Source organism: Streptomyces sp. NPDC029152 (assembly GCF_055564355.1).
Window position 1 is genome coordinate 299,185 of sequence record NZ_JBVHWR010000004.1, and the last position, 20,022, is coordinate 319,206.

19 protein-coding genes are annotated in these 20,022 nt (G+C 75.7%); 12 read left to right on the forward strand and 7 right to left on the reverse strand.

What is annotated here, in order from left to right; all coding sequences use genetic code 11:
* The first annotated feature begins 49 nt into the window (after positions 1–49).
* Both ACZ4V6_RS10875 and ACZ4V6_RS10880 read left to right on the forward strand, forming a co-directional pair.
* The gene (locus ACZ4V6_RS10875) at positions 50–1,738 is read left to right on the forward strand and encodes an acyl-CoA dehydrogenase family protein (protein ID WP_467824994.1); all 1,689 of its coding nucleotides are present in this window, start codon (positions 50–52) and stop codon (positions 1,736–1,738) included.
* Between the two features lie 81 nt (positions 1,739–1,819).
* Complete coding sequence (locus tag ACZ4V6_RS10880) at positions 1,820–2,974, forward strand: WD40/YVTN/BNR-like repeat-containing protein (RefSeq protein WP_467824996.1); 1,155 nt, start codon at positions 1,820–1,822, stop codon at positions 2,972–2,974.
* A 236-nt stretch (positions 2,975–3,210) separates the two neighbouring features.
* On the opposite strand, the gene ACZ4V6_RS10885 is transcribed toward ACZ4V6_RS10880, so the two are convergent.
* Positions 3,211–3,888 (reverse strand): uracil-DNA glycosylase, encoded by a 678-nt coding sequence (locus ACZ4V6_RS10885; RefSeq protein ID WP_189231322.1) that lies wholly within the window; start codon positions 3,886–3,888, stop codon positions 3,211–3,213.
* A gap of 153 nt (positions 3,889–4,041) precedes the next feature.
* Between ACZ4V6_RS10885 and ACZ4V6_RS10890 the strand changes: the two genes are divergently transcribed.
* The gene (locus ACZ4V6_RS10890; protein WP_467824999.1) at positions 4,042–5,046 is read left to right on the forward strand and encodes an N-acetylglucosamine kinase; all 1,005 of its coding nucleotides are present in this window, start codon (positions 4,042–4,044) and stop codon (positions 5,044–5,046) included.
* 137 nt (positions 5,047–5,183) lie between these two features.
* Positions 5,184–6,107 carry a sirohydrochlorin chelatase gene (locus ACZ4V6_RS10895; RefSeq protein WP_467825002.1) on the forward strand — a complete coding sequence of 308 codons (924 nt, stop codon included), beginning with the start codon at positions 5,184–5,186 and terminating at the stop codon, positions 6,105–6,107.
* Between the two features lie 96 nt (positions 6,108–6,203).
* On the opposite strand, the gene ACZ4V6_RS10900 is transcribed toward ACZ4V6_RS10895, so the two are convergent.
* On the reverse strand, positions 6,204–7,238 hold the full coding sequence (locus tag ACZ4V6_RS10900) for a lactonase family protein (RefSeq protein WP_467825005.1): 1,035 nt from the start codon (positions 7,236–7,238) through the stop codon (positions 6,204–6,206).
* A 127-nt stretch (positions 7,239–7,365) separates the two neighbouring features.
* Positions 7,366–8,856 (reverse strand): FUSC family protein, encoded by a 1,491-nt coding sequence (locus tag ACZ4V6_RS10905; RefSeq protein WP_467825007.1) that lies wholly within the window; start codon positions 8,854–8,856, stop codon positions 7,366–7,368.
* Between the two features lie 207 nt (positions 8,857–9,063).
* Between ACZ4V6_RS10905 and ACZ4V6_RS10910 the strand changes: the two genes are divergently transcribed.
* The 3 genes from ACZ4V6_RS10910 to ACZ4V6_RS10920 all read left to right on the forward strand — a co-directional run bounded on the left by ACZ4V6_RS10910 (position 9,064) and on the right by ACZ4V6_RS10920 (position 11,555).
* Entirely contained in the window at positions 9,064–9,540 is a 477-nt protein-coding gene (locus ACZ4V6_RS10910) for an Lrp/AsnC family transcriptional regulator (RefSeq protein ID WP_467825010.1), read from the forward strand.
* 19 nt (positions 9,541–9,559) lie between these two features.
* A complete protein-coding gene (locus ACZ4V6_RS10915) occupies positions 9,560–10,255 on the forward strand; it encodes an HAD family hydrolase (protein ID WP_467825013.1) in 696 nt (231 codons plus the stop codon).
* A gap of 559 nt (positions 10,256–10,814) precedes the next feature.
* Positions 10,815–11,555, forward strand: a complete 741-nt coding sequence (locus ACZ4V6_RS10920; protein ID WP_467825015.1) for a DUF4142 domain-containing protein — start codon at positions 10,815–10,817, stop codon at positions 11,553–11,555.
* Positions 11,556–11,579: 24 nt separating this feature from the next.
* On the opposite strand, the gene ACZ4V6_RS10925 is transcribed toward ACZ4V6_RS10920, so the two are convergent.
* A complete protein-coding gene (locus ACZ4V6_RS10925; RefSeq protein ID WP_467825016.1) occupies positions 11,580–12,356 on the reverse strand; it encodes a LysR family substrate-binding domain-containing protein in 777 nt (258 codons plus the stop codon).
* Between the two features lie 58 nt (positions 12,357–12,414).
* On the opposite strand from ACZ4V6_RS10925, the gene ACZ4V6_RS10930 reads away from it, so the two are divergent.
* A complete protein-coding gene (locus tag ACZ4V6_RS10930) occupies positions 12,415–12,813 on the forward strand; it encodes a DUF5997 family protein (RefSeq protein WP_077800918.1) in 399 nt (132 codons plus the stop codon).
* A gap of 26 nt (positions 12,814–12,839) precedes the next feature.
* Here the strand turns inward: ACZ4V6_RS10930 and ACZ4V6_RS10935 are convergent, their stop codons facing one another.
* The 3 genes from ACZ4V6_RS10935 to ACZ4V6_RS10945 form a co-directional block, all read right to left on the reverse strand.
* Positions 12,840–13,331: a DUF1360 domain-containing protein gene (locus tag ACZ4V6_RS10935; RefSeq protein ID WP_467825018.1), complete on the reverse strand. Its 492-nt coding sequence runs from the start codon at positions 13,329–13,331 to the stop codon at positions 12,840–12,842.
* Positions 13,332–13,457: 126 nt separating this feature from the next.
* On the reverse strand, positions 13,458–13,844 hold the full coding sequence (locus tag ACZ4V6_RS10940) for a DUF2267 domain-containing protein (RefSeq protein ID WP_467825020.1): 387 nt from the start codon (positions 13,842–13,844) through the stop codon (positions 13,458–13,460).
* Positions 13,845–13,937: 93 nt separating this feature from the next.
* Positions 13,938–15,008 carry an MGDG synthase family glycosyltransferase gene (locus tag ACZ4V6_RS10945; protein WP_467825618.1) on the reverse strand — a complete coding sequence of 357 codons (1,071 nt, stop codon included), beginning with the start codon at positions 15,006–15,008 and terminating at the stop codon, positions 13,938–13,940.
* A gap of 255 nt (positions 15,009–15,263) precedes the next feature.
* On the opposite strand from ACZ4V6_RS10945, the gene ACZ4V6_RS10950 reads away from it, so the two are divergent.
* The 4 genes from ACZ4V6_RS10950 (at position 15,264) to ACZ4V6_RS10965 (ending at position 19,945) form a co-directional block, all read left to right on the forward strand.
* Positions 15,264–16,115 carry an SDR family NAD(P)-dependent oxidoreductase gene (locus tag ACZ4V6_RS10950; RefSeq protein WP_467825023.1) on the forward strand — a complete coding sequence of 284 codons (852 nt, stop codon included), beginning with the start codon at positions 15,264–15,266 and terminating at the stop codon, positions 16,113–16,115.
* Between the two features lie 16 nt (positions 16,116–16,131).
* Complete coding sequence (locus ACZ4V6_RS10955) at positions 16,132–17,058, forward strand: DMT family transporter (RefSeq protein WP_467825026.1); 927 nt, start codon at positions 16,132–16,134, stop codon at positions 17,056–17,058.
* Between the two features lie 239 nt (positions 17,059–17,297).
* Positions 17,298–18,086 carry a polysaccharide deacetylase family protein gene (locus tag ACZ4V6_RS10960; RefSeq protein WP_467825029.1) on the forward strand — a complete coding sequence of 263 codons (789 nt, stop codon included), beginning with the start codon at positions 17,298–17,300 and terminating at the stop codon, positions 18,084–18,086.
* A gap of 83 nt (positions 18,087–18,169) precedes the next feature.
* Complete coding sequence (locus ACZ4V6_RS10965; protein WP_467825031.1) at positions 18,170–19,945, forward strand: glycoside hydrolase family 15 protein; 1,776 nt, start codon at positions 18,170–18,172, stop codon at positions 19,943–19,945.
* Positions 19,946–20,022: the final 77 nt, after the last annotated feature.

Below are 20,022 nucleotides of genomic sequence, written 5' to 3' on the forward strand. Positions count from 1 at the left end.
GAGTGTTGCACTATTGCTGCGACCGTGAGGACAGTGCAACACTCGGGTCATGACGACACGCGCGCAGGAGCCGTACGAGTCCGGGGGGACCGCGGGCGGCCCGCAGGGGTACGCCACGCACGAGGTCACCAACCAGCCCCCTCCCCTGGCGCCGTACGACGCCTGCGAGGACGCGGCCCTGCTGGAGGGGCTGCGGCGGGAGGGCGCGGGGTGGGCCGAGCAGGAGCTTCGGCGGCTCGGGCTGCGGGCCGGCAGCGTCCAGGCGCAGGAGTGGGGCGAGCTGGCCAACCGCCACGAGCCCGTGCTGCGCACCCACGACCGGTACGGCAACCGGATCGACGAGGTCGAGTACCACCCGAGCTGGCACCACCTGATGCGGGTGGCGGTCGGCGAGGGCCTCGCCGCGTCGGCCTGGGCGGACGACCGGCCGGGCGCCCACGTCGCGCGGACGGCGGGCGGACTGGTGTGGGGGCACACGGAGGCGGGGCACGGCTGTCCGACGTCGATGACGTACGCGGCGGTCCCCGCGCTGCGCCGGCAGCCGGAGCTGGCGAAGGTCTACGAACCGCTGCTGACCAGCCGGGAGTACGAGCCGGGGCTGCGCACGCCCACGGAGAAGCGCGGCCTGCTGGCCGGCATGGGGATGACCGAGAAGCAGGGCGGCTCGGACGTCCGGACCAACACCACGGCGGCCACGCCGACCGCCGAACCCGGCGTCTACACGCTGCGCGGGCACAAGTGGTTCACGTCGGCGCCGATGTGCGACGTGTTCCTCGTGCTGGCCCAGGCGCCCGGCGGGCTCTCCTGCTTCCTGGTGCCGCGCGTGCTGCCCGACGGCACCCGCAACACCTTCCGCGTCCAGCGCCTGAAGGACAAGCTCGGCAACCGGTCCAACGCCTCCTCGGAGCCCGAGTTCGACGGGACGGTCGCCTGGCTGGTGGGTCCCGAGGGCCAGGGCGTCAAGACGATCATCGAGATGGTCAACTGCACCCGGCTGGACTGCGTGATGTCGTCGGCGACGCTGATGCGCAAGACGCTCGTCGAGGCCGGTCACCACGTACGGCACCGCAGCGCCTTCGGCGCCCGGCTCGTCGACCAGCCGCTGATGCGCAACGTCCTGGCCGATCTGGCGCTGGAGTCGGAGGCCGCGACGACGCTGACCCTGCGGCTGGCCGGCGCCGCCGACCGGGCGGCGCGCGGGGACGCCGGGGAGGCGGCGTTCCGGCGGATCGCCACCGCCGTCGGCAAGTACTGGGTGACCAAGCGGGGCCCCGCGTTCACCGCGGAGGCCCTGGAGTGCCTGGGCGGCAACGGTTACGTGGAGGATTCGGGCATGCCCCGCCACTACCGCGAGGCGCCGCTGCTGTCGATCTGGGAGGGCTCGGGGAACGTCAACGCCCTCGACGTGCTGCGCGCGCTCGGCCGCTCGCCCCGGACCGCGCACGCCCTCTTCGGGGAACTGTCCCTCGCGCGCGGGGCGGACGCCCGGCTGGACTCGGCCGTGGCCCGGCTGGAGGCGGGGCTGACCACGGCGTCCGAGAGCGGGGCCCGCCGCCTGGTGGAGCTGATGGCCCTCACCCTCCAGGCGTCCCTCCTCGTCCGGCACGCCCCGTCCGCCGTCGCCGACGCCTTCTGCGCGAGCCGGCTGGGCGGCGACTGGGGACACGCCTTCGGCACGCTGCCGGACGGGGCCGACCTCGGAGGCATCCTGGGGCGGGCGCTGCCGGGCGAGGACTGAGCGGCGCGCCTCCGGACTCCTCGCCGGTCCCGACACCACCGCTGCGACCTGCGGCGACGCCCTTTCCAGGGGTGACTGTCAGTGGCCGGGTGCAGACTGGCCGGTGTCCGGGACGAAGGCGTCGACGGTGACGCCGCGGAGGTGATCGGCATGACCGAGGTACTGCTCGCCGTGGGCACCCGCAAGGGCCTGTTCATCGGGCGCCGGCACAACGGCGCCTGGGAGTTCGACGAGAGTCCCCACTTCAACGCGCAGGCCGTCTACTCGGTCGCCGTCGACACACGCGGCGGCACCCCGCGTCTGCTGGCCGGCGGCGACAGCGCGCACTGGGGTCCGTCGGTGTTCCACTCCGACGACCTGGGCCGGACCTGGACGGAACCGGCGCGGCCGGCCGTCAGGTTCCCCAAGGACACGGGTGCTTCGCTGGAGCGCGTGTGGCAGCTGCACCCGTCCGCCGCGGAGCCGGACGTCGTGTACGCGGGCACGGAACCGGCCGCGCTGTACCGGTCGGAGGACCGCGGGGAGAGTTTCGAGCTGGTCCGCCCCCTGTGGGAACACCCCACACGGTCGCGGTGGGTGCCGGGCGGCGGCGGTGAGGGACTGCACACCGTCCTCACCGACCGGCGCGACCCGGGCTCGGTGACGGTCGCCGTCTCGACCGCGGGCGTCTTCCGCACCACCGACGGCGGCGCGAACTGGACTCCGTCCAACTCGGGCGTCTCCGCGGTGTTCCTGCCCGACCCGAACCCGGAGTTCGGCCAGTGCGTGCACAAGGTCGCGCGGGACGCGGCCACCCCGGACCGGCTCTACCTGCAGAACCACTGGGGCGTGTACCGCAGCGACGACGCGGGCGCCCACTGGACGGACATCGGCGAGGGGCTGCCGTCCACGTTCGGTTTCGCGGTGGCCGCCCACCCGCACCGCGGCGACACCGCGTACGTGTTCCCGATCAACGCCGACGCGGACCGCGTCCCGGCCGATCGCCGCTGCCGGGTGTTCCGCACGACCGACGCGGGCAGGAGCTGGGAGCCGCTGACGGCGGGGCTGCCGCAGGAGGACCACTACGGCACGGTGCTGCGCGACGCGATGAGCACCGACGACGCCGAGCAGGCCGGCGTGTACTTCGGCAACCGCAACGGCGAGGTGTTCGCGTCGGCGGACGACGGCGACAGCTGGCGGCAGCTGGCCTCCCACCTGCCGGACGTCCTGTGCGTGCGGGCCGCGGTCGTCGGGTGACCTCACCGCCCCCGCGCTCCGGCCGGGGAGGAGGTCCGGGTGACGGGCCGGCCGGGCCGGGTCATCCCCTGCCGGCCGCGATCCGCGGCGTCGTGTACGAGCGCTCGCTTCCGCCGGCCACCGGAGACCTGCGGATCGTCATGTCCGAACCGGGGCCGTGGGCGCGGCCCCGGCGGCGAGCGGACCCGCGTACGGCGCGGAGACGGCCCGACCACGGCCCGCCTGACCGCGGACCGTCACGGCAGGCGCCAGTCCACCGGCTCGGCCCCCTGCTGCGCCAGGAGGTCGTTGGCCCGGCTGAACGGGCGGGAGCCGAAGAATCCGCGGTCCGCGGACATCGGCGAGGGGTGCGCCGACTCGATCGCCGGATAGCCGTCGAGCAGGGGGCGCAGATTGCGTGCGTCGCGTCCCCACAGGATGGACACCAGCGGCTTGCCGCGCGCGGCGAGGGCACGGATGGCCTGCTCCGTGACCTCCTCCCAGCCCTTGCCGCGATGGGCCCCCGGCTTGCGCGGGGCCGTGGTCAGCGCCCGGTTCAGCAGCAGCACGCCCTGACGGGTCCACGGGGTCAGGTCACCGTTGGAGGGCCGGGGCAGGCCCAGGTCCGTGTGCATCTCCCGGTAGATGTTCTCCAGGCTGCCCGGCAGCGACCGCACCTCCGGCGAGACCGCGAAGCTCAGGCCGATCGCCATCCCCGGCGTCGGATAGGGGTCCTGACCGACGATCAGGACCCGTACGTCGTCGAAGGGCTGCTGGAACGCCCGCAGGACGTTCGCCCCCGACGGGAGATACGTCCGGCCCGCCGCCACCTCGGCGCGCAGGAAGTCGCCCATGCCCGCGATACGTCCGGCGACCGGGTCCAGGGCCTTCGCCCAGCCGGCTTCGACAAGTTCATGCAACGGTCGTGGTGCCACGCTGCCTCACTCTACTGGCCGACGCCGACGGTCCGGACCGGCGGACCGGCCCCCTGGGTCCACCGCGTCACCGGGCGCTACTCTTCCTCCTCGTCAGCGTCGGCCGGCGGTCGCACGGCTCACCCGGCCGGTCATCGGAGAGGGAGGAACGCGGTGCGTCCTGCGCCCGGCACGGCGGCCGGTTCCGGTTTCCTGGCCGTGGACTCCGGTGGTTCCGGGCTCCGCGTCGTCGTCGGCACCGCCGGCGAGGGCGGACGCGGTCCGCTGGGGCGGCGTGCGTCGCGGGAGCCCGTGCGCACCGGGGTGCGCGGCATCGAACCCGGGCACCTGCTGGACCAGCTGGTGCCCATGGCCCGGGCACTGGCCGAAGAGGCCGGCGTGGACCGGATCGGCACCGTGGTGGTCGGGGCCGCCGGGCTCGCGACCCTGGGCGACGCCCTGCGCGCCGAACTGCCCGGCGCCCTGGGCCGGGAGCTGGGTGTGCGCACGGTCGCGCTCGTCGCCGACGCCGTCACCGCCTACGCGGGCGCCCTCGGCCCCCGCGCCGGAGCCGTGGTGGCCGCCGGCACGGGTCTGATCGCGACCGGCACCGACCTGACCCGCTGGCGCCGGGCGGACGGCTGGGGGCATCTGCTCGGCGACTGCGGCGGCGGCGCCTGGATCGGACGGGCCGGCCTGGAGGCGGCGTTGCGCGCCCACGACGGGCGGGAGGGCGGCTCCGCGCCGCTGCTGGCCCGCGCCGAGGAGCGGTTCGGGCCGGTCACGGGACTGCCCGGCAAGCTGTATCCGCGCACCGACCGTCCCGCCGTGCTCGCCTCCTTCGCGCCCGAGGTGGCGGCCTGCGCGGACGGCGACTCCGTCGCCCGGGGCGTCCTGCGCGCCGCCGCCCGGCACATGGCCGACTCGGCCGCCGCGGTCTGCCCGTCCCGGGGCGAGCCCCTGATCGCCGTCACCGGCGGCCTGCTGAAGATGGGCGACCCCTTGGTCGTACCGCTCGGGGAGGAGCTGGAGAAGCGGCTGCCGCACGCGCGGCGGGTGGCGGCCGAGGGTGATCCGCTGCACGGTTCCGTGCGCATCGCGACCGACCTGGCGGCGGGCTCCCTCAGCCTTCCGGGTGATGAACGCATGCTGTTCGTGACGACGGTTCCGGACGGCTGACAACAGCCCCTCGGGATGGGGAATCGTACCGATGTCGTCCGATCCGTACATCACTCATCAGACAAAACCGGACGGATACCGCTCACCCGCACCCTCCCCGAACAGGGTGGCCCGGGAAACCAGTAACATGCGGCGCCATGAGCTCCCCCACTGGGCCCGCGTCCGGCCTGCCAGTACGAATGCCGCGCCCCCGACAGCCCGGGCGGCACCGCCGACCCGAGCCTCTGGTGGCTCCCGAGGGCGCGCCCGCGCTCGTCCTCGCGGTGCCGGGCACGCCCAGTGGCGCCACCCGGGGCCTCGCCGAGGAGATCGTGAGCATCGCCCGCTCCGAGCTGCCCGGCGTCGACGCCCGCATCGGCTACCTCGACGGCGACGACGAGGAGTTCCTGTCGCTGTCGGCGGTGCTGGTGCGGTCCGGCGAGGAACGCACGGCCCGCTACGAGCTGGCGCGCGCCGCCGGTCTCGAGGTGAAGGAGCCCGAGGGCCCCGTCGCCGTCGTCGTGCCGTTGCTCGCCGGCCCGGACGGCGCGCTGCTGCGCCGGATCCGGCAGGCGGTCATGGACAGCCGGATCGCGGCCGAGCTGACCGACGTGCTCGGCCCGCACCCGCTGCTGGCCGAGGCGCTGCACGTGCGGCTCTCCGAGGCCGGGCTGGCCCGCGCCGACCGGGCCCGTCTGTTCACCGTGGCGACGGCCGCGGACGGCATCGTCCTCGCGTCCGTCGGGGGTGACGAGGCCGTGCAGGCGGCCGGGATCACGGGCATGCTGCTGGCCGCGCGCCTCGCCGTGCCGGTGATGGCGGCGGCGCTGGACCAGGAGGGCTCGATCGCGTCCGTGGCCGAGCAGCTGCGGTCCGCGGGCTCGCAGCAGCTGGCGCTCGCGCCGTACCTGATCGGCCCGGAGATCGACGCGGCCCTGCTGGAGGAGGCGGCGAAGGAGGCGGGCTGCTCCACCGCCGAGCCGCTCGGCCCCTACCCGGCGATCGGCAAGCTGACGCTGGCGAAGTACACGACGGCGCTGGGCATCTCGCCGCAGCAGCCGCAGGGCGCGCCGGTCCGCTGAGGCGGACGGCACCCGCACGACCACGGTCCGTACGGCCGGAAGGGCCCGCCCCGGTACGGGGGCGGGCCCTTCGCCGTTCCCCGCGGCGGCGCGGCGTCAGCCGAAGACCACGCAGGAGGCAGCCGGAACCGCGAGGGACCCGGCACGGCGGGGCAGCCCCGTCGCCGGGTCGAGGGCGAACCAGGTGACGTCCCCGGAGCGCTCGTTGGCCGCGTAGAGGAAACCGTCCGACACGGTGATCGCCCGTGGCCAGTGGCCGCCGCACGGGACGGTGGCGGTCAGCCGGAGCCCGTCGGGTTCGACGGCGAACACCGACAGCGCGTCCTCCCCGCGGGTCGCGGTCCACACGAAGCGGCCGTCGGGCGAGGCGACGATGCCCGACGGGTAGGCGTCGCCGGCCGGGACGCCGGGGAGCGCCGGAACCTCGGCGAGCGGCCGCAGCGTGCCGTCGGCGGCGTCCCAGCGGCAGACGGTGACGGTCGGGGCGAGTTCGTTGGCCACGTAGGCGTGGGTGCCGTCCGGGTGGAAGGCCAGGTGCCGGGGCCCCGAGCCGGGGCGCAGCGCGATCTCCCGGTGGACGGCGAGGGCGCCGTCCGTCAGGGTGCACACGCGCACCGAGTCGGTGCCGAGGTCCACGCTGACGGCCCACCGCCCGCTGGGGTCGGGCTGCACCTGGTGGGCGTGCGGTCCCTGCTGGCGCTGGGCGTGCGGGCCGGAGCCGGTGTGGCGGAGCACGCCGGACGCGGACCGGGCGAGGGTGCCGTCGGAGCGGACCGGCACGGCGCTGACGCTCCCGGATCCGTAGTTGGCGGTCAGGACGTGTCCGGCGAACAGGCTGAGGTGGGTCGGTCCGTCGCCTCCGACGGGCACCGGCCGCCCGGCCGGATCGGGCTTGTCCCCGCCGACGCGGTACGCGGCCACGGCCCCCTCGGCGGTCTCGCTGACCGCGTAGAGCGTGCCGCCGTCGGGGGCGAGGGCCAGGTAGGAGGGGTCGGGAACGCTGTTGACGCTGTTCAGCACCGTCAGCGCGCCCTCGCCGGGGGTGACGGCCGCCGTCACGATCCCGGGACCCCCGGCCGCCGTGAACGACCCGATGAACGCCCGCCGCTGCCGCCTGCCGCCGTCCGCCACCGCTGACCCCTCTCGTCCCGTGCCCCGTCGGGCACCGCGTCGGGCGCCGACTGATCGTCGCCCTGGAGCGACGGTAGCAGTCGGTCACGCGCGGTCTAGACCAAATGGGTGGCAGGATCGCGTCGGGTCAGGCGCCGACCAGCGGGGAGCCGGACGGGCCGCGCAGGGGGGCGGCGAGTTCGGCCAGGGCGCGCTCCAGGCCGTGGAGGTGGGCCAGGGCCGGTTCGGCGGTGAGCGGCCATTCCTGGTGGGCGGGGACGGCCCCGCCGCCGGTGAGCGCCTCGACCGCGGTCTCGACACGCCAGCAGGCGGCGGCCAGGCGGGCGTCGTGCGAGGCCTCCGGGTCGGCGGCGACGGCGACCAGCCCGCGGATCTCCCGGGCGCAGTCGTCGAGCAGGGCGAGCACGCGCCGGGCGCGGCGCTTGCGCCCGCGCATGGGATTGAGCGGGTGCACGAGTGGGGCGACCGAGAGCCGGACCCGGCCGAGCAGCTGCTCCAGCTCGGCCACGCGGGGCGCCGGGTCGGCGCCCTCCGTGCCGGCGAGACGGGCCGCGGCCTCGGCGGTGCAGGCGTGGACACAGCGCAGGGCTCGCTGGATCCAGGCGTCGGTGACGGCGTGGGTGGTGACGGGCAGGACGAGGAGCACCGCGAGCACGGCGCCGAGCGCGCCGACGCCGGTCTCCGCGATCCGCAGGGCGAGCAGCCCCGGGCTGAGGACGCCGAGGAGGCCGTAGAGCAGCTCGGCGAGCACCGTCACGCAGAGCATCATCCAGGTGTAGGACACCGCGGCGGTGTAGAAGATGCCGAAGACACAGGCGGCGGCGAGGACGGCCGTGGGCACCGCGGACCCGGCGACGGGGACGGCGACGAGGAAGCCGAGGCCGATGCCGACGACCGTGCCGAGCACCCGCCGGAAGCCGCGGACCAGGGTCTCGCCGCGCGAGGTGGTGTTGACGAAGACCCACCAGGTGGCGCCGACGGCCCAGTACCAGCGGTCGCCGGACACCAGCTGGCCCACGACCAGCGCGAAGCCCGCGCCGACGGTGGCCTGGACGGCCTGGCGCGTGGTGATGCGGGCGAGACCGGTGCCGGCGGGCGGGGCGGGCACGACGGCCGGGGGCAGGCGGCGCTCGTAGCACCACAGGCCGAAGCGGACCGCCGCAGCGGTCGCCACGGACAGCAGCACGGCGGCGTGCATCTCGGGGAGCCGGTCCGGGGTCGCGTGCAGGAACTGGGCGATGAAGAAGGTCATGAACGCGAACACGCCGAGGCTGTGGCCGCGCGGGCCCCAGCGCCGGGCGTACACGCCCGCGCCGACCACGGCGAGGAAGGCGAGGTCGCGGGCCACGGGGTGGCCGTGCAGTCCGGCCGCGGCGGTCAGCACGGGCAGCCCCGCCACCGGCAGCAGCGCGGTGGTGACCGCCTGGCCGCGCACGGTGGCGTCGGTGACGGTGAACAGGGCGAGCAGCGCGGCGAGCCCGCCGACGACGGCGCCCACGAGGGAGACGCCGGCCAGGCCGCAGACGACGACGGCCAGGCCGATGCCGACGACGGCCCGCGCGGCGAAGCGCAGCCGCGCCCGCCCCGGGTCCGGGCTCACGAACACCCTCTTCAGCACTGATTACCGCCCCCTCGCACACTGGCCCGGACATCACCGGCATGAAAAAGGCGCCGCGGGATCCGCAGCGCCATCGACCCCTCCATATCAGCATCCTTTCCACCAGTGGCTCAACTGCCTCCCCGAGGATTGATCCATTGGTACAGTGATCAGGGTCTTTCCACGGCCATTCAAGGACCATTGGCCGACGAGAGGAACCGGGTCACCATGGCCGTCGACGCACTCGACACCCGCATCCTGCGGCTGCTGCTGGAGCAGCCGCGCACCAGCGTGCGCGAGTACGCACGCCTCCTCGGGGTCGCCCGGGGGACGCTCCAGGCCCGGCTGGACCGGCTGGAGCGCGACGGCGTGATCACCGGCACCGCGCCGTCCCTCTCCCCCGCCGCACTGGGCCATCCCGTGCTCGCGTTCGTGCACATCGAGGTCACCCAGGGCCATCTGGACGAGGTGGGCGAGGCGCTGGCCGCCGTGCCGGAGATCGTCGAGGCCTTCTCCATCACGGGCGGCGGCGACCTGCTGACCCGGGTGGTGGCCCGGGACAACGCGCACCTGGAGGACGTGATCCAGAAGCTGATCAGCCTGCCCGGCGTGGTCCGCACCCGCAGCGAGGTCGCCCTGCGCGAGCGCGTCCCGCACCGGCTGCTGCCGCTGGTGGAGTCGATCGGGCGCACGGCGCGGAAATGAGCCTTGGCATCCTGGACCCATGAGCACTCTCGGCGGCATCTCGGTCGTCTTCGATCTCGACGGAACCCTCGTGGACAGCGAGCCGAACTACTACGAGGCGGGCCGGCAGACCCTCGCCGAGCACGGCGTCCCGGACTTCACCTGGGCCGACCACGAGGAGTACGTGGGCATCAGCACCCGGGAGACGGTCGCCGACTGGAAGCGGCGGTACGGGCTGCGCGCTCCGGTCGAGGAGCTGCTCGCCGCCAAGAACCGCCGCTACCTGGAGCTGGCCCGCACCTCCACGCGCGCCTACCCCGAGATGCGGAAGTTCGTCGAGCTGCTCGCGGGCGAGGGGGTGCCGCTCGCCGTGGCCTCGGGTTCCTCGCCGCGGGCCATCGAGGCGATCCTGTCGTGCACCGGACTGGACGCGTACCTGCACACCGTCGTCTCGGCCGACGAGGTCGCGCACGGCAAGCCCGCCCCCGACGTCTTCCTGGAGGCGGCCCGTCGGCTCGGGACCTCCCCGGCCGACTGCGTGGTCCTCGAGGACGCCGCCCCGGGGGCCGCCGCCGCGCACGCCGCCGGCATGCGCTGCATCGCCCTCCCGTACGTCGCCGCACAGGCCGATGCCCCGGAGTTCGCCACCGCCGGGCTGTTGCTGCGGGGCGGGCAGGCGGAGTTCACGGCGTGGGCGGCGTACGACTGGCTCGCACGCGAGGCACGGCCCTCCTGACCGTACTCGCCGGTACCGCTGACGCTCCCGTACCCCTCGTCCGTCTTCCGGGCGATCTTTCGAACGTCGACCGCCATAGCGAACAACCCCGGACAGCGCGTCCTCCCCCCGTGACGACCGGAGAAACGATGAGCACATGGCAGCGTCCCTCTCCCGGCGGACCCTCCTGCTCGCCTCCGCGCTCGCCGCGGCGACGCCCGGCACGGCCCACGCGGCGAGCGGCCGGTCCGGCGCCGCGCCCCGGGCCCCGGCCGCGCCCGCCACCCTCGTGGCGCCGGAGGCCTGGTCCGTGCGGCCGTTCGCGCTGGAGGCGGCAAGGGCGCCCCGGTGGCCCACGTACGGAGCACGGCGGACACCTGGGTGGGCGCCGGGCTGCTCGGACGCGACGAGGGCGAGCGGGTGGTGGGGCCGCGCGGAAGGCGTCGTACGTGTGGTGACGGCGGCAGACGAGACGCAGAACACATCCGTCGCGCGCGGGTTTTGCCCGCGGCGCTGATCAGGGCGCGGTCCGCATCCGTACCTCCCGGTGTCCGAGCCTGTCGTCGCCCCAGGAGGCACGATGCGCATCACGCGCACCACGGCGGGGACGGCCTTCGTGGCCGGTGCCCTGGTCCTCACCCTCACCGCGCTCGCCTACCCGGCCGTGCTCGGCGTGCAGAACGCGGGCGGCGACCAGGCCCGCGTCGTCGCCGAGACGCGGTACGGGCCGCTCACCGAGGCCGACCGGGACTTCGTGGTGAAGGTGCGCGCCGCCGGGCTGTGGGAGCACCCGCTCGGGCTGCTGGCCATGGAGCGGGGGACGACACCGGAGATGAGGGAGGCCGGCGAGCACCTGGTCACCGGTCACTCGCGGCTCGACGCGACCTGCCGCCGGATCGCTCCCGAACTGGGCATCACCCTGCCCAACCTGGCGTCCCCGCAACAGCAGCAGTTCGTGTCGACCGTGAGCGGGACCACGGGCAAGCAGTTCGACACCACCGCGGTCAACATCATGCGCATCACGCACGGCCAGATCTTCCCGGTGATCGCCAAGATCCGCGCCAACACCAAGAACTCCCTGGTGCGGCAGCTGGCCGACCAGGCCAACGACACCGTCCTCGATCACATCACCGTGCTGGAGAGGACCGGCCTGGTCAACTTCGACCAGGTCAACTTCCAGCAGTCGGCCCCGCCGGGCCTGCCGAAGGTCCAGCTCACCCCACCGGCCCCGCAGCCGGGCGAGCCGGTGCTGTCCCTCACCGAGCCGCCCGGGCTGGACGTCGGCACGACGGCTCCGACGCCCGCGCCGACGGTCCGCTGAGGTGGGCGGGCGCCGCGGTGCGGCTCACCGCCCGCGGGGTCTGCCCCGTCGCCCGCCCTTGGCACCGCCGCCGGAGCCGCGCCGCGCGCCGCCGGCCTGCTTGCCGCCGGCCTGCTTCTTCGCCGCCGCCGGTTTGCGCCGCGCAGACGCCGTGCCGGTGCGTTCGTCCTTCGCGCCGGGCGGTTCGGAGCGCCGGCCCCGGGTGCTGTTGACGGTCCGGCCCCGGACGATCCCGATGAACTCCTCCACCAGGTCGGTGTGCGCGTCCTCGGGCCACGACAGGGCCACGCCCGATCCGGGGGCGTCGGTGACCGGCCGGTACGTGAGGTCCTTGCGGTGGTGCAGCCGGGCCAGCGACAGGGGGACGACGAGGACGCCGATGCCGGCCGCCACCAGTTCCACGGCGTCCGCGGTGGTGGCCGGGCGCTCGAGCGCGGGCCGGCCGGGCGGCCGCTCCCAGCCGAGCACGTCGTCGAGGGGGTGCAGCACGATCTCGTCGGCCAGGTCCTCGACGGTCACCTCGTCGGCCGCGGTCACCAGGTGGTCCTTGGGGATCACCACGACCGTGGTCTCGGTGTAGAGGGGGATCGCGCTGAGGACGGTCCGGTCGACGGGCAGCCGCACCAGTCCGGCGTCCGCGTCGCCGCCCAGCAGCACCCCGCCCGCCTCGGCGGCAAAGACCTGGGTCAGGGACAGCGGGACGTCCGGCAGCCGCTCGTTCCAGATGCGCACCCATTTGTCGGGCGTCACCCCCGGGACGTAGGCGAGCCGGAACGAGGGGGGGTCTTCCGAGCCTGTCACCCGGCCAGGTTACCGGGCGTGGTCGGGAGCCGTTCACATGCTCGATACCCTTGGCACCATGACGTCGCACCAGAACACCCAGACCATGAAGCCCGCGACCGCGGCGAAGAAGCTGGGTGTGTACCTCGAGGCCACACCCGCCGAGTTCCGGGAGGGCGTCGTCACGCGCGCCGAGCTGAACGCGCTGCAGGCCGACCCGCCGCAGTGGCTGCGCGAGCTGCGGCGCGACGGGCCGCACCCGCGGCCGGTGGTGGCGGCCAAGCTGGGCGTGTCCATCGCGGGCCTGCGCCGCGGCGGGGTCGAAGAACCGCTGACCACGGCGCAGATCGACGCGTTGAAGCAGGAGCGTCCCGAGTGGCTGGAGCGGGAGCAGGCCGTCCAGGCCGACGTCCGCAAGGAGGCCGCCCGCGTGAAGCAGCTCCACGCGGAGCGCGCCGCACGCGCCGAGCGCGGCTGACCGTCCGGGGGCACGGTTCCCCGGGTTCAGCCCTCGGCCTTCTGCTCCGTCAGGCTCCACGCGTACTGCAGCCAGTCCGACAGCGCGACGGCGCTCAGGCCCGCGCTCAGCATGCGGCCGGCCCGGGGCGCGACCGCGTAGGTGCCGACCAGCCCGCCGGCCACCCAGGCCGAGGTGCAGAACGGGCAGGAGACCAGGTCTCCGACGGCGCGGCGCAGCCCGCCGCCACGCGGGGCGTCCATCACCTCGTTGGCCTCGCCCTCGCGGTCCCGGCGGGTGAACGGCGCCCGCACGAAGCTCGTGACCTTGTCCTTGGTCAGCAGCCGGGACGCCTTGAAGGTCGCCGTCCCCAGCAGGGCCACGTCCCAGGGCGGGACGGTGTCGGGCAGCCGGACCCCACGGCGCCACGCCACCGCGGCGAGTGCTCCGACAGCGGTCGCGAAGGTCGTCGCGAGCGTCGCGTATCCCGCGAGGGGGGTGTCGTCGTCGGCGCCGTAGCGCTGCTCACCGTCCGTCATGGATGCCTTCCCTTCGGGCGCCCGCCATCGGGGCCGCCTCGTCGACCGGTGGCCGGGTGCCCCGTTCCGGCCGGCTCCAACGCCTGACGCGGGCCGCCGCGCCCGACGCGAACGCGGGTGCGGCGGTCAGCCCGTCCCGGGGCCGCCGAAGAGGTCCGCGCAGTCAGCGGGCAGCGCGCCGCGGAGGCGGTCCGCGCGATCGCCGGGCACCGCTTCGGCGAGCGTGGAGAGCACCGCGCCCGCGTCCCACTCCGCGGTGCGCGGCCGGGCGCCGGTCTGCTGGGCCACGCGTCGCAGGAACTCCTCGCGGCCGAAGGCCTCGGGGCGTCCCCGTTCCAGTCGCAGCGCGTCGTCCAGGGGTGCCGGCAGGTGCGCGGCCAGGGCTGCGGCCTCCTCCGGCGCGATCCGGGACGCGATCACCCACAGCACGGCCGTGGTGACCTGCTCGGCCTCTTCCTCGCTGTGGTACTCCCCGCGGTCACGGACCCGGGTCAGGAACTCGTCGAGCCGCACGGCGCCGCCTCCTTCCGCCGGTTCTCGCCCGGGCCCGGGTGCCCCCTGCCGGGGCGGGGGAAACGGACGCGGGGCCACCGGGCGCGGTCCGGTTCACCGGCGTGCGCGCAACGCGTCGGCGACGGCGGTCACCCGGGTCAGGGCGTCGTCCCGGAACAGCGCGCGCCCGGCGGCGATCCGCTCCCGCCGGGCAGGACCAGGGGCGGTCAGCCGTCGCAGCGCCCCGAGCAGCGCGGCGTCGTCCTCAGCCGTCTCCGAGACGCCCAGCTCGGCCATCCGGCGCACGCCGTCCGCGCCGTGGCCCGGTATCGGACGGTGCCCCACGACCGGCAGTCCGGCGGCGAGTGCCTGGACGGCGGTCTGCCCCGCGGCGTTGTCGACCAGGGCCCGGGCGGCGTGCAGCAGGCCGGGCATGTCCGTCACCCAGCCGAGGACGAGCGCACCGGGAACGCCGGACAGCTCACGGCGCAGCCCCCCGTTGTCCCCGCAGAGCACGACCGGGAGGAAGCCGTGCTCCGACAGCAGCCGCACGGTGGCGGCCAGACGCGAGCCGACCCCCCAGGCGCCGGCGGACAGCACGACGGGGGGCCGCCCGGGGCCGTGCCGGTCGAACAGCCGGCGCCACCCGTCCGCCCCGGGCGCGTCGGCGAAGAACTCGGGGGCCACCACCGGGCCGCAGGCCCCGGCGGGTGTGCCGGTGGTCCGCCGCACCTGGCGCGCCGCGTCGTCCGTGAGGCACAGACAGTGGTCGTTGCCGGGGTGGAGCCACTGCCGGTGGACGACGAAGTCGGTCACGAGCACGACGCTGGGCACGGGCAGCAGGCCGCGGGCGCGCAGATGACCGGTCAGCTGGGCGCCGAGGTGGAAGACGGGGACCACCACGTCCGCGCCCGTGCGGCCGGCCAGCTCCCGCAGCCGGGAGCCGGCGAGCCGGGCCAGGGGCGTCCCGCCGGGCCGGCGCCCGCCGCCGGGGCGCAGGAACAGGCGGTACAGGGCGGCGTACGCCCAGGGGAAGTGCCGTACCGACCCCCGGTAGAAGAGCCGCAGGGCGCGGCCGAGGCCGCACGGCAGGAGTGCGAGGACGTCGACGACCAGTGCGTCGCCCCCGCGTTCCCGGATCCGGCGGGCCAGTTCCGCGGCGACCGTGTCGTGCCCGGCGCCCATGCTCGCGCTGACCAGCAGCAGACGTCCGGCGTCCTGGGGGGTGCGCGGGGGTGCGGTCCGGCGGGACGCGGATGAGCTGGGAGGATGCACGGCGCTTCAGGTTGCCCACCCAGAGTGTTCCAAACCATGACATGAACGGGCGTTTCGGATCTTCCTCCGGGGATACTCCATGACCGCCCGTCCGGTCGGACGCCGGGGGTCCCGGCCACCCGGTCGATCACCTCCCGGTGTCCGCCCCGAGCCAAGGTGGTCCCCATGGTCGATGCGTTCTCCCGCACCCGGTCCGCCCCCGGACCGCGGAGTGCCGCACCCGGTGCGGACCGGGCGAGGTCCCGGCCGCCCGTCGGCGAGCGGGGCACGCGCACGCGCACGGCGCTGGTGACGGGGGCCTCCTCCGGCATCGGCGCGGCCGTCGCCCGGCGGCTCGCCGACGAGGGCGACTGGCGGCTGGTGCTCAGCGGGCGCGACCCGTCCCGGCTGCGCGAGGTGGCCCGGGCCGCGTCGGCCACCGCCTTCGCCGCGGACCTCACCCTGCCCGGCGCCGACCGGCAGCTCGCCGACTTCGCCCTGGCCACAGCGGGCCCGGTGGACCTCCTGGTGGCCGGTGCCGGGGTGGGTTTGGCCGGGGAGTTCCGCGACATGCCGCCGCACACCATCGACGAGGTCTTCGCCATCGACGTCCTGGCCACGCTGCGGCTGGTGCGGCTGGTGCTGCCCGGCATGATCGAGGCGGGCTCGGGGCGCGTGGTGCTCATCGGGTCGCTGGCGGGCTGCGTGGGGGTGCGCGGCGAGGCGGTGTACTCCGCCGCCAAGGCCGCGCTGGGCGCCTTCGCCGACGCGCTGCGGTACGAGGTGCGGGGCACCGGGGTGGGAGTGACCCATGTGATACCCGGGGTCGTCGACACGCCCTTCTTCGAACGCCGCGGCGCGCCCTACCGGCGGTCCAGGCCGCGGCCGGTGCCGGCGGAGCGGGTCGCCGACGCGGTGCGCAAGGCGGTGGCCCGGGGCCGGGACGAGGTGTACGTGCCCGGCTGGCTGCGGTTGCCGTGCCGGGTCCGGGGCACGGCGCCCGGGCTGTACCGGCGGATGGCCTCCCGGTTCGGATGAGCGGGAGCCCGCCGCGGTGAGTGTCCTCACCGTCGTCCTCGCCCTGTTCGCGGCGCTGTCCAACGCTGCGGCGTCGGTGCTGCAGCGCCGGGCCGCGGCACAGGACGAGCACCGGGCCGGCGCCGGCCACACGGTGGTGCGCTCGCTGCTGCGGCTGATACGCGACCCGTACTGGGTGGGCGGCGCGGCGCTGCTCGCCCTGACGACGGTGCTGCAGGCGGCCGCGCTGGCGGTGGGCAGCCTGGCCGTCGTCCAGCCGCTGATGGCCAGCGAGCTGATGTTCACCCTGGTCGTCGGCAGCATGGTCTTCCACCGGCGGCCCGACCGGCGGACCTGGCTGGCGTTCGTGGCCCTGGCCGTGGGGCTGGCGCTGTTCCTGGGGGCCGCGTCCCCGTCGGCGGGGGACGCCACCGCGGTCCCGGGCCGCTGGCCCTGGGCACTCCTGGCGCTGTTCTGCGTGGTGACGGGCTTCGCCGTCGCCGGCCGGCTGGTGCACGGGGCGCCCCGCGCCGCCCTGTTCGGGTCGGCTTCCGCGGTGGCGTTCGGCGGGACGGCGGCGTTGCTGAAGGAGGTCACCGGGCGGTTCTCCCAGGGGCTGGGCGCCGTGCTGACGCAGTGGCCGCTGTACGCCACGGGAGTCGTCGGCGTGATCAGCTTCCTCCTCCTGCAGAGCGCGCTGCGGGCCGGGACCCTCGCCGCGTCGCAGCCCGCGCTCACCCTCGGGGACGCGCTGACCAGCGTCGCCATCGGCTGGGCCCTGTTCGGTGAGGAGATCGCCCTCGGGGTGCGGGTGCTGCCCGAGCTGATCGGCGTGGCGCTGATCGGCCTCGGCAGTGTCGGACTGGCCCGGGCGCCGTCGGTGCAGGGCGCCTGGGACACCGCGCCGGCGGCGCGCGACGGGCCGGGTGGAGGGCGCCGGCGACAGGAGCGGCAGGAGTCGTGACCACCGGGTCCGCGGCGCACCATGACCCGGACGTCCGGTGGGAGGGCCCCGCTCACCGGCAGGGGCGGCCGAAGACCGCCCAGCGCCTCAGGCGGGGATCACGGGGGATTCGGACGGGCGAGGAACAGGACGGGCGGAAAGGGCGGCGGACGACGTCGCGCGAGGCTCGGAGCACCCCGGACGCCCGACGACGGGCGACGGGCGACGGGGATTTTCCGGCGGAGCAGGAGGCGGGGCCGATGAGGGAACGAGGCGGATCCGGGCGGATGGCGTACGCCGTGGCGCCGGCGGTCGCCGTGCCGGCCGTCGCCGCGCTGGCCCACATCGGTCCGGCCGCGACCTGGCTGCCGAAGCTGCGCCGGCGCTGGTTCCCCGCACTGGCCGGACTGGGCCGGCCCGGCCACGTCGCCCTCACCTTCGACGACGGTCCCGACCCGGCGTCCACGCCCCGCTTCCTGGACGCGCTGGAGGGGCTCGGGGTGCGCGCGACGTTCTTCGTCCTGGGCGAGAACGTCGCCCGGTACCCCGCGACCGCTCGCGAGCTGGTGCTGCGGGGCCACGAGATCGCCGTCCACGGCTGGTCCCACGACCGGCCCTGGCTGCCGTCGCCGGGGCGCGACGCCCGCGAGCTGGAGCGGGCGGCGGGCGCGATCGGCGACGCCACCGGCCGCGCACCGCACTGGTACCGGCCGCCCTACGGCATCCTCACCTCCGGCCGCTGGGCCGCCGCCCGGCACGCGGGACTGCGCCCGGTCCTGTGGACGGCGTGGGGCAAGGACTGGCGGCACGACGCGACGCCGGACTCCGTGCGGGCGGCCGTCGCGGCGGACCTGGGCGGCGGCGGCACGGTCCTCCTGCACGACACCGACCACGCCTCCGCCCCCGGCAGCTGGCGGGCGGCCCTCGGCGCCCTTCCCGGCCTCGTCGCCGACTGCCGTGCGCGGGGCCTGACCGTGGGGCCGCTGGCCGAGCACGGGGTGGGCGGGGCCCGGCACCGCCGTGGCGTGCCCGCCGCGGCACCCGTGTGAACCGCCGGTGCGCCGACGCGGCGTCCCGGTGGCCTCGGCGGCGGCATCGTTTCGGTCCACGGCTCCGGGACAGTCGTAACGTCATGGAACACCGTGCCGGCCGGGCCGAGCAGGCCCCGGGACCGTCCAGTCCCCCGTGGGCGCTGCGGGAGTACGCGGTGATCGCCGACGGCGAGCGGGGCGCGGTCGTGGACCCGCAGGGCCGGATCGTGTGGCTGTGCGCCCCGCGCTGGCACGACGACGCGGTGTTCTCCGGGCTCATCGGCGGTCCGGGGCACTTCACGGTCGAACCGGTGGACCCGCGGCACGTCTGGGGCGGCTCCTACGAGGAGGGCACGCTCATCCGGGTCAGCCGCTGGGTGACCTCCGACAGCGTGGTGGAGTGCCGCGAGGCGCTGGCCATGCCCGCCCGCACGGACCGTCTGGTGCTGCTGCGCCGGATGCGGGCGGTGCGGGGCCGGCCGCGGCTGCGCCTGGTGCTGGACGCGCGGCCGGGCTTCGGTACCGGCCGGATGGCGGACCCCCGCCGGGAGGACGGGGTGTGGGCGGCTGAGGCCGAGGCGCTGCGGATGCGGCTCTTTGGTGCGCCGGACGCCGTCTGGCGGCCCGGCGAGGGGCTGGCCGGCGAGTTCTCGCTGCGCGAGGGCGAGTCGCACGACCTCGTGCTGGAGCTGTCCGAGGGGCCGGAGACGCAACCGCTCGACGCGGACGCGCTGTGGCGGGCCACGGAACGGGAGTGGCGGCGTGCGGTCCCGGACTGCTCGCCGCTGGCCGCGCCGCGCGACGCCCGGCACGCGTACGCCGTGCTGCGCGGGCTGACCAGCGTCTCCGGCGGCATGGTCGCCGCCGCCACCACCTCCCTGCCGGAGCGGGCCAACAGCGGGCGCACCTACGACTACCGCTTCGCGTGGCTGCGCGACCAGTGCTACGCCGGTCTCGCCGTCGCCGCGCACGGACCCCACCCGCTGGTCGACGACGCCGTGCGCTTCGTCGCCGAACGCATCCTCGAGGACGGCGACAAGGCCCGTCCCGCCTACACGGTCGACGGCAGGCCGGTCGGCGGGGAACGCTCCCTGCGGCTGCCGGGCTACCCCGGCGGCAGCGACCTCGTCGGCAACGACGCGGGGGTCCAGTTCCAGCTGGACACCTTCGGGGAGGCGCTCCAGCTCTTCGCCGCGGCGGCCGCGCACGACCGGTTGACCGAGGACGCGGAGCGCGCCGCGGCCCTCACCGTGGACGTCGTGGAGCGGCAGTGGCTGCGGCCGGACGCCGGGCTGTGGGAGCTGGAGGACCGGTGGTGGACCCACTCCCGGCTGAGCGTGGTGTGCGGGCTGCGGCGGACGGCGCGGGTGCTGCCCGGCGGCGCGGGGCGGCGCTGCGACGATCTCGCGGACGCCGTGCTGCGCGAGACCCGGCGCCGGTGCCTGCGGACCGACGGCCGCTGGCGCCGGGCCGAGGACGACGACGGTCCGGAGGCCGCGCTGCTGGTGCCGATGGCGCGCGGCTGCGCCTTCGGCGACGACGACGGGGCGGCCACCCGCGCGTACATCGAGGAACGGCTCTCCGAGGACGGGTACCTGTACCGCTTCGAGCACCCGGGCGTGCCGCTCGGCGAGGCGGAGGGCGCCTTCCTGCTGTGCGGGTTCGCCATGGCGCTCGCCTGCCACCGGTACGGTGACCGCGTCGGCGCGTTCCGCTGGTTCGAGCGGACCCGGGCGGCCTGCGGACCACCCGGACTGTTCGCCGAGGAGTACGACGTGCGCCAACGTCAGCTGCGCGGCAACCTCCCCCAGGCGTTCGTGCACGCGACGATGCTGGAGTCGGCGGTCCGCCTGGCCGATGTGTCGGCACTGCCCTGAGCCGGACGCCGGCGCTCGTCCTCCGGGCGTCGGCCGCGCCCCCTCTCCTCTCTTCGGACGCCGCCCCGGCCCCGGGC

Coding starts and splice junctions, on each gene's coding strand:
- ACZ4V6_RS10875 (WP_467824994.1), top strand. CDS start 50: ATGACGACACGCGCGCAGGAGCCGTACGAGTCCGGGGGGACCGCGGGC.
- ACZ4V6_RS10895 (WP_467825002.1), top strand. CDS start 5,184: ATGAGCTCCCCCACTGGGCCCGCGTCCGGCCTGCCAGTACGAATGCCG.
- ACZ4V6_RS10910 (WP_467825010.1), top strand. CDS start 9,064: ATGGCCGTCGACGCACTCGACACCCGCATCCTGCGGCTGCTGCTGGAG.
- ACZ4V6_RS10915 (WP_467825013.1), top strand. CDS start 9,560: ATGAGCACTCTCGGCGGCATCTCGGTCGTCTTCGATCTCGACGGAACC.
- ACZ4V6_RS10920 (WP_467825015.1), top strand. CDS start 10,815: ATGCGCATCACGCGCACCACGGCGGGGACGGCCTTCGTGGCCGGTGCC.
- ACZ4V6_RS10930 (WP_077800918.1), top strand. CDS start 12,415: ATGACGTCGCACCAGAACACCCAGACCATGAAGCCCGCGACCGCGGCG.
- ACZ4V6_RS10935 (WP_467825018.1), bottom strand. CDS start 13,331: ATGACGGACGGTGAGCAGCGCTACGGCGCCGACGACGACACCCCCCTC.
- ACZ4V6_RS10945 (WP_467825618.1), bottom strand. CDS start 15,008: ATGGGCGCCGGGCACGACACGGTCGCCGCGGAACTGGCCCGCCGGATC.
- ACZ4V6_RS10950 (WP_467825023.1), top strand. CDS start 15,264: ATGGTCGATGCGTTCTCCCGCACCCGGTCCGCCCCCGGACCGCGGAGT.
- ACZ4V6_RS10960 (WP_467825029.1), top strand. CDS start 17,298: ATGAGGGAACGAGGCGGATCCGGGCGGATGGCGTACGCCGTGGCGCCG.
- ACZ4V6_RS10965 (WP_467825031.1), top strand. CDS start 18,170: ATGGAACACCGTGCCGGCCGGGCCGAGCAGGCCCCGGGACCGTCCAGT.